The 13,489-nt window shown below is 44.3% G+C and carries 13 protein-coding genes and 1 riboswitch; of the genes, 10 read left to right on the top strand and 3 right to left on the bottom strand.

The features are described from left to right. Positions 1 to 9: 9 nt before the first annotated feature. From G636_RS0102390 to G636_RS17000, 3 genes are read left to right on the top strand one after another with little or no spacing between them, the layout of a single operon-like run. Positions 10 to 795: a polyphosphate polymerase domain-containing protein gene (locus G636_RS0102390; protein ID WP_026506718.1), complete on the top strand. Its 786-nt coding sequence runs from the start codon at positions 10 to 12 to the stop codon at positions 793 to 795. After that, on the top strand, positions 788 to 1,468 hold the full coding sequence (locus G636_RS0102385; protein WP_026506717.1) for a DUF4956 domain-containing protein: 681 nt from the start codon (positions 788 to 790) through the stop codon (positions 1,466 to 1,468). Before G636_RS0102390 ends, G636_RS0102385 begins: the two co-directional genes overlap by 8 nt. Before the next feature lie 12 nt (positions 1,469 to 1,480). Further along, complete coding sequence (locus G636_RS17000) at positions 1,481 to 2,785, top strand: carbohydrate-binding domain-containing protein (protein WP_051226410.1); 1,305 nt, start codon at positions 1,481 to 1,483, stop codon at positions 2,783 to 2,785. 220 nt (positions 2,786 to 3,005) lie between these two features. Here the strand turns inward: G636_RS17000 and G636_RS0102375 are convergent, their stop codons facing one another. Next, the gene (locus G636_RS0102375) at positions 3,006 to 3,575 is read right to left on the bottom strand and encodes an ANTAR domain-containing response regulator (protein WP_026506716.1); all 570 of its coding nucleotides are present in this window, start codon (positions 3,573 to 3,575) and stop codon (positions 3,006 to 3,008) included. Then, positions 3,562 to 4,875: a glutamine synthetase family protein gene (locus G636_RS0102370; protein WP_026506715.1), complete on the bottom strand. Its 1,314-nt coding sequence runs from the start codon at positions 4,873 to 4,875 to the stop codon at positions 3,562 to 3,564. Before G636_RS0102370 ends, G636_RS0102375 begins: the two co-directional genes overlap by 14 nt. Positions 4,876 to 5,198: 323 nt before the next feature. On the opposite strand from G636_RS0102370, the gene G636_RS19265 reads away from it, so the two are divergent. The 3 genes from G636_RS19265 to G636_RS0102355 all read left to right on the top strand — a co-directional run bounded on the left by G636_RS19265 (position 5,199) and on the right by G636_RS0102355 (position 7,470). Next, positions 5,199 to 5,855, top strand: a complete 657-nt coding sequence (locus G636_RS19265) for a class I SAM-dependent methyltransferase (RefSeq protein ID WP_026506714.1) — start codon at positions 5,199 to 5,201, stop codon at positions 5,853 to 5,855. Positions 5,856 to 6,036: 181 nt separating this feature from the next. Beyond that, positions 6,037 to 6,157, top strand: a riboswitch (SAM riboswitch). Positions 6,158 to 6,228: 71 nt separating this feature from the next. Next, entirely contained in the window at positions 6,229 to 6,975 is a 747-nt protein-coding gene (locus tag G636_RS16990; protein WP_051226409.1) for an N-formylglutamate amidohydrolase, read from the top strand. A gap of 15 nt (positions 6,976 to 6,990) precedes the next feature. After that, entirely contained in the window at positions 6,991 to 7,470 is a 480-nt protein-coding gene (locus tag G636_RS0102355) for a hypothetical protein (RefSeq protein WP_026506713.1), read from the top strand. Positions 7,471 to 7,481: 11 nt separating this feature from the next. Here G636_RS0102355 and G636_RS16985 read toward each other — a convergent pair whose 3' ends face one another. Further along, positions 7,482 to 8,297, bottom strand: a complete 816-nt coding sequence (locus G636_RS16985) for a helix-turn-helix domain-containing protein (RefSeq protein WP_035778520.1) — start codon at positions 8,295 to 8,297, stop codon at positions 7,482 to 7,484. Positions 8,298 to 8,608: 311 nt separating this feature from the next. On the opposite strand from G636_RS16985, the gene G636_RS0102345 reads away from it, so the two are divergent. From G636_RS0102345 to G636_RS0102330, 4 genes are all read left to right on the top strand, one after another. Continuing rightward, complete coding sequence (locus tag G636_RS0102345; protein ID WP_026506712.1) at positions 8,609 to 8,932, top strand: hypothetical protein; 324 nt, start codon at positions 8,609 to 8,611, stop codon at positions 8,930 to 8,932. A gap of 353 nt (positions 8,933 to 9,285) precedes the next feature. Next, entirely contained in the window at positions 9,286 to 11,892 is a 2,607-nt protein-coding gene (glgB, locus tag G636_RS16980; protein ID WP_051226408.1) for a 1,4-alpha-glucan branching enzyme, read from the top strand. A gap of 20 nt (positions 11,893 to 11,912) precedes the next feature. Then, complete coding sequence (locus G636_RS0102335; RefSeq protein WP_051226407.1) at positions 11,913 to 12,905, top strand: mechanosensitive ion channel family protein; 993 nt, start codon at positions 11,913 to 11,915, stop codon at positions 12,903 to 12,905. A 105-nt stretch (positions 12,906 to 13,010) separates the two neighbouring features. Next, the gene (locus tag G636_RS0102330; RefSeq protein WP_026506710.1) at positions 13,011 to 13,475 is read left to right on the top strand and encodes a hypothetical protein; all 465 of its coding nucleotides are present in this window, start codon (positions 13,011 to 13,013) and stop codon (positions 13,473 to 13,475) included. The last annotated feature ends 14 nt before the right edge of the window (positions 13,476 to 13,489 follow it).

Here is a 13,489-nt window from a genome sequence, read left to right as displayed (position 1 = left end):
AGGCAGGATATGAGCGAGTATAAGGAAGTGTTTGAAAGAACAGAGATCAAATATCTCTTAAATATAAGCCGGTATGATGAGCTGATGCCTTATCTTGAGACTATAGCAAGGGTTGATGTATACGGATTATCAAAGATCAACAACATATATTATGACACGCCGGATTACAGACTGATCAGAAGATCTTTAGACAAACCTCTGTACAAAGAGAAGCTAAGACTTAGGACATATGGAGACACAAGCGATGACAGCAACGCTTTTATTGAGATTAAGAAAAAGTATGACGGAATAGTCTATAAGAGGAGAATATCAGGAAGGTATAAGCAGGCCTACGATTATCTGATGGGACAAGCAGCTTCCATAGATGATTCGCAGGTTGGACGTGAGATCATATCCTTCATAGACATGTACAAAGGATTAAGACCGGCGATGGTTATAAGCTATGATAGGATAGCCATGGCGGGGATAGAGGACCCGGACTTTCGGGTGACATTTGACAGCAACATTCGTTGGAGCATAGCGAAGATGGACCTCAGAGTCCCTAACAGCGGAAAAGAGATACTCTCCCCGGGACAATCCCTGATGGAGATAAAAGCCGCAAATGCGTTGCCTCTGGGCCTTGCAAGAAAACTAAGCGAACTGGGGATCTTTCCTGTATCCTTCTCCAAATACGGACGGGGATATACAGAGATGATAAGCCGAAATCCTAAGAAAATGGCAGGATATGGCGAACTGATAGATTATGCAGGATATAAGGATAGTGTAAATAGAAAAGGAGTGGTCAATTATGTTTAACAGTTTTTTTACATCAATAATATCTAACGGAGAATTCACGGGAGCGACCCTGCTAATAGCAACGGCTGTGGCGCTCATATGCGGACTCATCATTGCAGCAAGTTATATTATGAAGAATAAATGCTCTCAGAGCTACGCGCTGACACTGGTATTACTGCCTGCTATAGTGGAACTGGTGATAATCCTGGTGAATGGTAATATTGGAGCCGGAGTAGCGGTTGCAGGAGCTTTCAGTCTGGTAAGGTTCAGATCAGTTGCAGGTAAAGGTCAGGAGATTACCAGTATCTTCCTGGCAATGGCTGTGGGTCTGGCAACAGGAATGGGCTATGTGGGCGTCGCATTGGGATTTACAATCCTCATCTCTGTCATCGCTTATATACTGAATATGCTTCATTTTGGACAGGATAATGATTCGGTAAGAGCTCTCCACATTACTGTACCGGAAAATCTGGATTATGAAGGCAGATTTGAAGATCTGTTTACAAAGTACCTGAAGAGCTTTGAATATAAGAGTGTTAAGACCACCAACATGGGAAGTCTCTACAAGATATCTATTGATGTGATACTTAAGGAAGGTATCTCTACCAAGGAATTCCTGGATGAGCTTAGGACCAGGAACGGAAATCTGGATATCAGCTTACAGAGACCTGCAGAATCAGCCGATGCATTATAAAAGGAGTTTGCTATGAAAATAAATAAAAAAGTATTAGGAATAATAATAGCTGCACTGGTTGCGGGAACAATATCGGCCTGCAGTTTGGAAAACAGTATTAAAGAACTGCCCGGTCAGAATACTACGGCAGTGGAAGAGGCTGAAAATGCAGACCATGAATATAGTCTGACTGACGGAGAGGATATTACAATTGAGGCAGCAGGCACATATCTGATATCCGGGCAGGCTGAGAATGTGACGATCTATGTGGATTCTGATGATGAAGATGAAGTGACGATAATCCTATCAGATGCAAGCATTAGCAATGATGACAGATCCTGTATATATGTAAATAATGCGAAAGAAGTCCTGGTGGTTACGGCAGCAGGAACAGAAAACACACTGACCGTAACAGATGAATTTGCAGAAGATGATAATAACGGTGATGCTGTTGTCTATTCCAGAGACGATCTGGTACTGGCAGGAGAGGGTACGCTGATCATAAGCTCCTTAGATAACGCCATCAGATCAAATGATGACATTCTGGTGCAGAGCGGTACATACGTCATAGACTGCGAAAAGAATGCATTCAGGGCCAATGAAGATATAGAAATAGATGGTGGAACGATCACTGTTAAGAGCTGTAACGATGGTATACATGCTGAGAATGACGATGATGATACTAAAGGCAGCATTCTGATAAGTGCTGGCAATATAGATATCACTGCAGAAGATGATGCAATCCATGCCACAACAACCATCCAGATAGATGATGGAACTATTATCCTGACAGCTGCAGAGGGTATAGAGGCTACGCAGATTGCTATTAACGGCGGCGAAATCAATATTACTGCATCTGATGACGGCATCAATGCTGCTCGCAAATCCTCATCCATGACACCTGAGTTTACCTTGAACGCTGGTAATATGGTGATCAGTATGGGCCAGGGAGATACTGACGGCGTGGATTCTAACGGTAACATATATATCAACGGCGGAACTATAGATATAACAGGTCAGTCCACCTTTGATTATGACGGAGAAGCAGAGTACAACGGAGGCACAATAATAGAAAATGGTGAAGAGACTAACACCATATCTAACCAGTTCTTCGGCGGTCAGGGCGGAATGCCCGGCGGCATGGGCGGTGGTTTTAAGGGCGGCTCCGACAATGGATTTGAAAATAAAGGTGACTCTGAAAATGGATTTGAAGGTGGAAGAGGTGGAATGCTTCCTCCCGGATCAGATGGAAAAATGAATCCCGATGATTTCAAAGGCAATGCACCTGACGGTCCCGGCGGAGCAGCTCAGAATGGGGAAGATTCCAGTGATCTTTAATTAGCTAATATAAGGAATTAACAGTTTATCCTGCATCACATGAGAGTGATGCGGGATATTTACATAAGGGGACCTTGTCAAGCACAGAATAGTTTGATAAGGTCTTTTTATATATAATAGAAATTGCAGTAATATGTTAACAGTGCTTTTGCGATAGTTCGAAGAGTTTTGAGGCGGCTTCAGGGCACAGATGCAGGACTGCATAAGGAATTTATGTTGATCAGATCCCTGCATAAAGCGAGATGATCATGGATGCGGTTTCTGATATGGTCCTTCCCGTATCCATAGAGTATTTCTGAAGATACTTATGAGCCTCTTTTTCGGAGAACTGGTGGCGCTCCATGAGGAGCGCTTTTGCTTCATCTATGAGCTTTTGCTCTTTGGGGCTTTTAGCTGTTTGTTCCTTTTTCTTCTTTTTCTTTTCTTTTTCCTTTTGGATAAGGGATGATACCATCATATCCAGCGTGGACAAGAACGTGGAAGCCGTGACCGGTGTGGGTAAAAAGAGGACTCCTTCCGGGAGGCCACATTCGCCCATCCTTGCAGGAGAGGCGATCACCAGCATCTGAAAATCCGGAGAGAGATAGTCTGCCAGCTCGCTCCAGACCATATCATTTAGTCTGTAACCGCAGATTATGATACCTCTTTCCAGATCTTCCATAGCGGATAAGGCGCGGGCTCCTGAGCTGCAGCATTCCTGCACCATGACACCGCGTCTTGCCAGTATTCTTTTGAATGTATCGCTATCGCCTTCTTTGGCAAATGCTAAGATGAAATTAGTATTTTCCAAGGTATTCCTTCATCTCCCACTGAGTAACGCAGCTGCGGAATTTCTTCCATTCATTTTCTTTGGCTGTGATAAATATGTCAGCCAGTTCTTTGCCCATGATATCTCTTGCAAAAGGATCAGCCTTAAAGGCTTCAATGGACTGCCCCAGTGTCTGGGGGAGATCCTCTATGGGAAGATTCATGCTGCGTGCTACTTCTGCGCTGGGGCAGGGAGAATAGCTCTTCTCTATACCTTCCAGACCAGCTGCAAGGCAAAGGGCTATGGCCAGGTAAGGATTGCAGGTGGCATCAGGATTGCGAAGCTCGATACTGGTCTCTATACCCTTCCTCTTAGGGATGCGGATCATGGAAGTATGATTGCTCCCTGTCTGAGTCCAGGACAGTCCTGTAGGAGCTTCATAGCCTGATATCAGTCTCTTGTAGGAATTGACCAGTGGATTGGATACCAGACTGATGGCGTTCATGTGATGGCACAATCCTGTGATAAAGGAGAGTGCAGCGGGAGACAGGTCGTCATTTTGGCCGGCAAAAATATTGTTGCCCTTTTCATCAAATGCTCTGATGTGAAGGTGGAGTCCTGAGCCGTCATAGCCTTCACGGGGCTTTGGCATGAATGTGGCATAACAGCCGTGCTTTCTGGCAATAGTTTTTACAGCCATCTTGAAGGTCTGGATCATATCGGAAGTGGTACAGGGATCTGAACCTTCAAAATCGATCTCATGCTGGGCAGGTGCAGATTCGTGATGGGATGATATAACATTGAAATTCATCTTCTCCAGATTGAGGATGATATCACGTCTTACATTTTCGCCCCAGTCTGAGGGGGCTACGTCCAGGTAACCGGCACTTTCAGCTGTGGCTGCAACGGGAAGGCCGTTATCATCGCAGGTCAGCAGGAAGAATTCCAGCTCAGGAGTGATCTCAAACCTTATCCCCATTTTGGCAGCCTTGTCGCATACGCTTTTAAGTATATGCCTGGGATCGGTGGCGCATGACTTTTTATCTGCATCTTCTACCATGCAGAACATCCTGGCCACCCTACCTGTCTGGGGCCTCCATGGATATATCTCAAAGGTTGAGGTGTCGGGGCGTAGATAGAGTTCGTCGTCTGCATTATGACTAAAGCCTTCCACTCCTGAGGTAATGAAACTGATCTTGCCAGAGAGGGCTGCTTCTAACTGCCCCGGGGTGATGGCGATGTTCTTTGCTGTTCCGAATGCATCACAGAACTGAAGCCTGATAAATGCTATATCTTCTTCTTCGACCATTTTGATGATATCTTTTTTGCTGTATCCTGACATGGCATCTCCTTAATGTATGTTATGAGGTAGGTATCAAAAGTTCCTTTTGACACCTTATGACTAACGGATTGTTCCGTTTCTTCGAAACTCTCACAATCCTAAAACATTCGCAAATCCGCACTACGTGCTACTTTGCTCATGTTTTGCGGGTCATAAATTCATATTCGATTTCGAGCAAGCTCGAATCGAAATGACTTTTGACCCTTACGTCATGTTATTAATCTTGTGGCGTTTTGATTTCGAGATCATCATAGTTGCTAAGCTACTTCTGTAATTATATGATAGCTTCGGTACTTCTTTCAAATGATATACGGGAGGTAGTTATGGAATGGCAGGAAGCTTATGAGAAAGCAGGCTTTTATCAGTCTGATACAAATAAGGCGGACTATTGGGATAAGCTGGCGCAAATAGATGGAGGAGGCCTGGCCGGTACGGGGCATATTGAACTTATCAGAGATTATCTGATCCATAATAAGTTCCTTGGTGCTGATAGTCATGTGCTTGATATAGGATGCGGAGGCGGAGATTATGTAACAGCTTTTGCACCTGAATGCGGTCATGTTACAGCAATGGATTATTCTGCTCTTATGCTGGATGCTTGCAGGAAGAGGTGTGAAGACCTGGGGATAGACAATGTATCCTACCTTTATGCCGATTTTGATGAGCTTCAAATTGATCATAAATACGACTGTGTAATGTCTTGCCTTAATCCTGCAACTTACAATCCCTGTGCGCTTAATAAAATGCTTTTAATAGCCAAACGCTGCGTTGTTTATTTTACTATGGATATAGCAATAGAAGGATCTGAGAAGGAACCCATATACCGAGGCTGCAATTCTGTGAGATATGCGCAGGAGTATCTGAAGAAGAACGGATATACCTTCCGAAAGCTCCCGTACCTGTATTCTTACCATATGCCGGACGGAACAAACAGAGACATTCCTTTTGCTTTCCTTGCAATCTCATTGATTAACTGTTGATTCATCATCAAATTTATTAATAGCGCTACTGCAGAAGGATCAGGTAAAAACACCATTTGGAGTGCTGCGAACGAGGAAAAAACTTCTGCATCAGCGCTAGTTGTTTAGGTACATCTTCAAATAGCGATTGACATATTAAGGATATGATGTAAGATGTTAGTGTAACAAATGAATATTGTCATACCTATGTAGAGTGCGCGAGGGACAAGCCCGTTGACCGCACGACAACCTACCGGATATCCGGCAAGGTGCCAATGCTTGATCGATGGGTCCGACACGATGGCTCATCGAGACGATGGGTCTTTTTTGTTGCAAGGCCCACGCCTTCTACATAAAAAAATCATCGTGCCTCTCATAGCAGAAAGGAGACACGATGAAAAGAAAATCGCCAATCATTATCAATGTACCGCATTCAGCTACGTACATTCCTCCACATGAAAAAAAGTATTATACAACATCAAACTTTAAGCATGAGCTTAATGTGATGACGGATCATTACTGTGATGATCTGTATGATACCGGGGATAAGATGATCCGTTTCCCGATATCAAGACTGGTTTGTGATCCTGAGCGTTTTAGGGATGATTCTGAGGAGATCATGGCTTCCATAGGAATGGGAGCGATCTATACGTCTTGTTCGGATGGAAGCGAGTTGAAGGCAATATCCCTTAAACACAAGGAGAGACTGCTCTCCCGGTATTATGACCGGTATCATAACCGTTTCGAGCGGGAAGTGGAGAAGAAACTGCGAAAATACGGGAAATGCCTTATCGTTGACGGACATTCCTTTTATGACGAACCGCTTCCATATGAGTTCGATCAGAACCAGAACCGCCCGGATATCTGTATCGGAACAGATGAGTATCACACACCGGAAAGGGCAGAGGAAATGCTCTGCAACTACTTTAGGGAACGGGGATACTCTGTTGAACTCAACAGGCCGTTTGCCGGATGTATTGTGCCAATCAAGTATTACCACAGTGACAGACGCGTAAAATCCGTAATGATCGAGATCAACAGAAAAATCTATATGGATCATAGCCTTGCCAAGACATGCGGTTATATGAGGATAAAGCAGGATGTGGCCATAGCGGTCAGATTGCTTGAGAAGTGTATTTGAAGGAGATGCGCTAATATGACGAAACAGGAACAAAGATGGTATCTGGAATACGTATTGTTGCCGGAGAGCATGTTCAGTGAGCAGGCATCCGAAATTGTCCAGGGCATCCTGGTCACACACCAGCAGTTCTTCATTAATGTATATAACAACATGAATGCTGATGTTACGGGGTATGTTTGTCCGTATACGGTTAAGGACTTTGATATAGATGCTATGTTGCTTGGAACGGATATACTTGGAATGATCCGTATCACGATGCCGCCGGCCGAGAATCCGGGAGAGTTTGTTCGGATATATATAGGTCATGATAACAGGCTCCAAAGGATAAGATTATATTCCGTGAAGATAGATGAGGACGGAGACAGGTGCTTCATGACATGGGTGGACGACAGTCACTATAAGAATCATGGGAAGATATTTGTGTCAGAAGCCGAAGAGAATCAGGCAGCCTTTGACTTTTATGTACAGTACTGGTTATCTACGGAGAAAAAGTAAAGTTGTTTGATTCACATTAATCGTTTATATATATCCAACATGCTTTCAATCTGATATTGGAGCAGCCAGGCAGCATTGTTGTATTCAGGGGTCGCTTTCATCGTTTTGATCAGGGCAGGATAGTATTCCTCGGTTTCTTTGATCATGCGGTAAATGCGATCCCTGCTAAGTCCCCATGACATAGTTGTCAGGTTGTTACATCGGTCCATGCATTTGATGAGAGCAGCCTTGGTATTGGCGACGATCTCTTTATAATATGCACTTACGATCTGGTCTCGGTTATCATCATTTGTCTTTTCGCAAGTAAGTAGTCGCACTAGTTCTTTGGTTTCTTCGTTTACCGGGAGCTCATCGATCGTCTTGCCGCAATCCTCGATAACATCATGTAACAGGCAGGCGGCAATGATCTCATCCTCAACAATGCCCATCGACAGAGCATGGCAGGCCAGATTTAAAGGATGATAGATGTAAGGAACTTTGGATTTCTTACGTTTCTGACCTTCATGAGCTTCTACGGCGTAATCTACTGCCTTAAGGGTATCTTTTAACTTGAAATTCCTGGCAGTAGTCTTCACATATGTTTTCATGTGTTCCCAATTATAGATGGCTTCTCTGGTCTTAAAGGTTTTACGCTTTTCTTCAGCTATGGCTGATACGGAAACGTCGAAGATTTCTGCCAGTCTTATAAGTTTATCCGTATCAGGCTTATATTCATCACGCTCCCAGGATGAGACTGCCTGGAAAGTGATCCCGAGGGATTCAGCGACCTGTTCCTGGGTGAGTTTTCGTTCTTCTCTTAGTTCTTTGATATTTGTTCCTATACTCATACATTACCTCTGATCAGTTTCAGGACTTCATCATAAGAGATTTCATCCATTTCTGCCATAACAGATCCGTTACCAAACCCGTATGGGGATCTGGGTGGCTCGCTTGGATCACCTCCTTACGAGATGATCTTAACTCAAGCTACACTTTAATAGTAGCGAGCATAGATTGAGATTTCAATAAGGGATTCAAGTTAAACTTGAGAATGTGGGATAACTTTCAATTCTATCTCGCTTTAGCGGGAGAAAAGATTTGATTATGATGTAGGCAGATACCGGAATTGTATTCGGTCAAGGGAAGGAGAATAAAGAATATGAAAGAAGAAACTCACAAGAAGAACATTGGATATCTAGCTGAGCAGTATTTGGAGATATCAAGAAATGGCTGTTCTGAAGAACCTCAGGAGTTCACAGCGCTATTTGATGAGTTTAAGAGAGATGCAAAAGGTATTGCGCAACCTTGTTGGCCGGTTAAGCGTGCCGCAGTCTACTATACATACAAAGGGAAATGCTACAATACTGGTCCATGGAGAATGGATTGTACTGAAGAAGTATTTGAAATACTTGCTGACAGTTTGATAGATAGACTTTATGAACTGGGAGCATATGACATGTTCTATTCAGGCATGCTCGACTGATTTTACATAGGATGATGTAATAATCCCAAAACAAGAATGGCGTATTTCCGGGCTTTGTAGGCACCTTTTCCTTTTTTCCAGACACCGATGTAAAAATGTCGGTTTTTGGGAGGGAGCGGAGATGATGTCCCGAAATGTCCCTTTCTTTACCGATAATGTCCCGATAAGTACCTGTCAATTGTGAGTGAATGGTTACAAACGCGCATATTAGTGATAGAATGTTATGCAGAGGGAGGCTTTTTATTTTCTCTTTATTTCTCTTTTTAATATTTGTAATGCAAAGGGCTTTTTTCTTTGCCCCTTTCTGCACCTATAGTAATGGCATCTAAATACTGATAACGGAGGATTCACGCGTGAACGACAGATTGTACAAGCTGATGAACTGGCCGGAGATCGAAGAGATAATCTATTCTGACGGCAATGATCCCCATCGTATTCTGGGAGCACACAAAGTAGGCAATTCCATTCTGATCCAGACATTCAGGCCCGACCTTGAGGAGATCACGGTCAAGGCTTCTGATAAGAAGAGTTACAAGATGGAGCTTGAGGATGAGTCAGGCTTTTTTGCAGCGCTTCTGCCTTATAAACAGGACCTGACATATCACTATGAAGCAGTGGATAAGGAAGGCAACAAGATCAGCTTCCATGACCCTTATGTGTTTGCATCCACTATCACCAGGGAAGACTGCATCAGATTTAATTCAGGACTGCATGACACTATATACGAGAAGCTGGGTTCTCATATATGTGAGAGAGACGGAGTAAAAGGTGTTAACTTTGCCCTTTGGGCTCCTAATGCAGGCAGAGTGTCTGTTGTTGGTGATTTCAACGGTCATGATGGCAGGATCAACCAGATGCGCAAGGTTGATGAGAATGGCATATTCGAGATATTTATTCCTGATATAGGCGAAGGAACGTCATATCAGTATGAGTGCAAGACAAGGGGTGGTGATATATTCCTGCGTCCCGATCCCTATGCCAGAAAGGCGACGGATTATACCGGCGAGGTGAGCGTAGTTGCTCCTGAATATGACTATAAATGGACCGACTCTTCATGGATGAAGCAGAGGAAGGATTACGAGAAGACTGTCAGTGCTCTTTCAATATGCGAGCTGACTCTGGACAGCTTTGCTCAGACCTGTGAAGAGGACGGGGAGAGTACCAATTACACTCATCTTGCTGATAAGGTCATCAGATTTGTGAAGTCCAACGGCTTTAATGCCATAGAACTCCTTCCTGTTTGCGAGCATGATAATGAACACAAATTTGATGTTAACTGTTTCTATGCTATTAAGTCTGAGTTTGGTACAGAAGCAGATTTTATGGCTTTTGTAGACAGGATGCATGCAGAGGGTATCAGGGTCATCCTGGACTGGACAGCAACATATTTTCCCAAGAGAGACTACGGTATGTCCTATTATGACGGACACAGCCTCTATGAATATGATGATCCGGTGAAGGGAACTCAGCCGGGGACCAATAGGCTGATATTTGATTACGGAAGGAAGCAGGTGGTGAATTTCCTCTCAGCCAATGCTCTGTTCCTGCTGAATAAGTTCCATGCGGACGGCCTCAGGCTTACTGATGTCTCCAAGATCCTGTATCTTGATTATGACAGGAAGCCCGGTGAGTGGATGCCCAATATCTACGGCGGCTATGAGAATCTGGAAGCGGTGGATTTTTTGAGGGATATCACCAGCAAGGTCAGAGAGTTTGATCCCGGAGTACTCCTTATCACCAAGGAGACTGCATGCTGGCCTCATCTTACAGATTCTGTGGAAGAGGGCGGCCTGGGCTTTGACTTTAAATGGAACAATGGCTGGTCTCATGATTTCCTCAATTACCTCAGGTATGATCCCATACTCAGAGGCCAGCATCATAATGAACTGACCTTCTCCATGATGTATTCATATACTGAGAGATTCATCCTGGCCTTTTCTCATGAAGATATAGGCGGATATCCTCAGCTTCGTGAGATGATGCCCGGTGATGATGCCATGAAGGATGCGGGAGTACGTATGGCTCTGGCATATATGATGGTCCATCCCGGCAGGAAGATGCTCTTTCATGGCAAGCATGCTGTGAGCATGGAGACAGGCCTTGAGCTTGAGAACTTCCTCTATCATCTCAATATGATGTATTTTAACCATCCTGCCCTTTATGAACAGGATGATACAGCAGATGGCTTTGAATGGATCAATTCCATGGCTGCTGATCTGTGTATGGTAGCCTTTGCCAGAATGGGCAAGAGACCTGAGGATGATCTGCTGATCGTCATGAATATGGCTGGCGTTGAGAGAGAGCTTCAGATCGGTGTCAATAGGGACGGCCGCTATGAAGAGATACTCAATACCGATGACACCTCCTTTGGAGGCAGCGGTATTGTCAATGACAGAAAGATAGAGGCTGCACTCAAGGAATGTGATGGCAGGAATTATTCCATACCTGTGCACATGGCTCCTTTGTCACTGGCTGTATTCTCTTATATACCTTATACAGAGAAGGAGAAGCAGATTCGCAGTATAAGAGAGCAGGCTCATCTTAAGAAATTAGAGGAGCAGGAGAAGAACCGCGAGGAGCTGCTGACCAGGCATGAACAGGAAGAAGCCAGGGTTCTGGCTGAGCTGAAAGCCAAGTATGAAAAAGAGCTTGCTGAGCAGCAAAAGGCTATAGAAGAAAAATATGACAAGATAGAGGAAGAGAGGATCTTTGCTATCGTGTCAGATGCAGCTCTTGAGAAGCTGGGCGAAAGTGGGGATAAAGCGCCGGACGCAGCAGATAAGGCAAAAGCTCCTAAGAGCGCAGCGTCAAAAACAGGAAGCAAAACAGCTTCTAAGACCGGATCAAAGAAGACTGCGAAGAAGGCTGCTTCAACAAAGCCAGCAAAGGCTTCAGGCAGTTCTTCATCCAAAGCCCCTGCAAAGAAAAGCACGGCAAAGAAAAATAACAGTAAAAAATAAGGTAAGGTCCAAGATATAAAATGTATTTATTTAATATTGCTCACAGAATAATTGCGGCAGCTTCCGGAGAAGGGAACGCAGCAGAGGGAGTATCAGAGGCTGTGCAAGGCGCGGCTTCTGATGCTGACCTCGCTATCACGGCAGTCAAGGAGCAGGCTGCTGAGGTGATTTCCAATCTCTCCGATGAGAAAGTGACTCCATCATTACTGGATGAATATCTGGAAACATTGCCAAGGAAGGCTACAGGTCTCCTTATCCACATCGCACTTGCAATAGTCATCACCGTTATAGCCTGGAAGATCATTGACTCACTGGTCAAGGCTTTCAGAAGGTCCATGGAGAGGGCTCAGATAGATGAGAGCAAGGTACATTTTCTCTCTATGCTCATGAATGTCACCTTAAAGGTGCTCCTGATCTTTGCAGTTGCAGCCCAGCTGGGCGTTAATACTGCAGGTGTCCTGGCACTGCTGGGTTCTGCAGGTGTAGCCATAGGTCTTGCGATACAGGGAACCTTGTCGAATCTTGCAGGCGGAATACTCATCCTTCTCACCAAGCCTTTTACACTTGGGGACTATATTATCGAAGATACCCATGGACACGAAGGCACTGTTAAGGAGATATCTCTGTTTACCACTAAGCTCATCACTGCAGATAACAGGCTTATAGTGCTCCCCAATGGAGATCTGGCTAATACATCTCTGACCAATTCCACAGGCAACAGGGTCAGGCTCTTATCTGTCAAGGTGGGAGTAAGCTATGGTACGGATATTAATAAAGCCAGGAAGGTACTCCTGTCCACCACAGGGGCATCAAAGTATATCCTCAAAGACAGAGAGATGGAAGTTGTAGTAGCTGATCTTGCAGATAGCAGCGTGGATCTGTCAGTCAGATGCTGGGTGAATGCTTGTGATTATCTCAGGGCGAAATGGACATTGACGGAAAATATCTACAATGCCCTTAAGGAGAAGGGTATTGAGATCGCATTTCCTCAGCTTGATGTACATATGACATAGAAGTGCATCCGTGCACTTCTGGACATGTCAAAATACATCCTTGTATATGACATAGAAGTGCATCCATGCACTTATTATTAATCTTGGGGGAGTTAAAAGAATACTATGATAGGACATGAAAGCAAAGTATCTGAAGACCAGACCAGCCTTGAAAAAAGTCTTAAAGAGCTGATGGAAGTAGAGAAGAAGCAGACCTATCTGGCAAGACTGACTGCGATCTTTACTCTGGCTATTGCGGTTGTAATAGCTGTATGCGCCATTATAGTGGTGCCAAAGGTTATGTCCACTCTTCATAAGGCCAGCGATGCTGTTGATAAGGTATCTGAAGCAGTGACATCAGCCCAGGATATGGTGGATAAGGCCAGCAGCTCCCTGGATAATATTGATAGCATGACGGAGACTATCACCACAGCCGGTGATAATCTTAATACTATGGTAGAGGATAATACAGAGAGTCTCACATCTGCGGTCAAGTCCATGTCTGAGATTGACTTTGAGGGGCTTAATACCGCTATACAGGACCTCCAGGATGCTATAGGGCCTTTTGCAAAGCTGATGAAAGGCTTTTGATTTTGACCATTATT

It is taken from the genome of Butyrivibrio sp. MC2013 (assembly GCF_000424585.1).
Lineage (GTDB): Bacteria > Bacillota > Clostridia > Lachnospirales > Lachnospiraceae > Butyrivibrio.
The sequence above is the reverse complement of the archived record's forward strand: the minus strand, read 5'-3'. Positions and strand labels throughout refer to the sequence as shown.

Bases quoted from the DNA above. Each gene is read 5' to 3' on its own strand.
- G636_RS0102390 (WP_026506718.1), top strand. From the start codon at position 10: ATGAGCGAGTATAAGGAAGTGTTTGAAAGAACAGAGATCAAATATCTC.
- G636_RS0102385 (WP_026506717.1), top strand. From the start codon at position 788: ATGTTTAACAGTTTTTTTACATCAATAATATCTAACGGAGAATTCACG.
- G636_RS17000 (WP_051226410.1), top strand. From the start codon at position 1,481: ATGAAAATAAATAAAAAAGTATTAGGAATAATAATAGCTGCACTGGTT.
- G636_RS0102370 (WP_026506715.1), bottom strand. From the start codon at position 4,875: ATGTCAGGATACAGCAAAAAAGATATCATCAAAATGGTCGAAGAAGAA.
- G636_RS19265 (WP_026506714.1), top strand. From the start codon at position 5,199: ATGGAATGGCAGGAAGCTTATGAGAAAGCAGGCTTTTATCAGTCTGAT.
- G636_RS16990 (WP_051226409.1), top strand. From the start codon at position 6,229: ATGAAAAGAAAATCGCCAATCATTATCAATGTACCGCATTCAGCTACG.
- G636_RS0102355 (WP_026506713.1), top strand. From the start codon at position 6,991: ATGACGAAACAGGAACAAAGATGGTATCTGGAATACGTATTGTTGCCG.
- G636_RS16985 (WP_035778520.1), bottom strand. From the start codon at position 8,297: ATGAGTATAGGAACAAATATCAAAGAACTAAGAGAAGAACGAAAACTC.
- G636_RS0102345 (WP_026506712.1), top strand. From the start codon at position 8,609: ATGAAAGAAGAAACTCACAAGAAGAACATTGGATATCTAGCTGAGCAG.
- G636_RS0102335 (WP_051226407.1), top strand. From the start codon at position 11,913: ATGTATTTATTTAATATTGCTCACAGAATAATTGCGGCAGCTTCCGGA.
- G636_RS0102330 (WP_026506710.1), top strand. From the start codon at position 13,011: ATGATAGGACATGAAAGCAAAGTATCTGAAGACCAGACCAGCCTTGAA.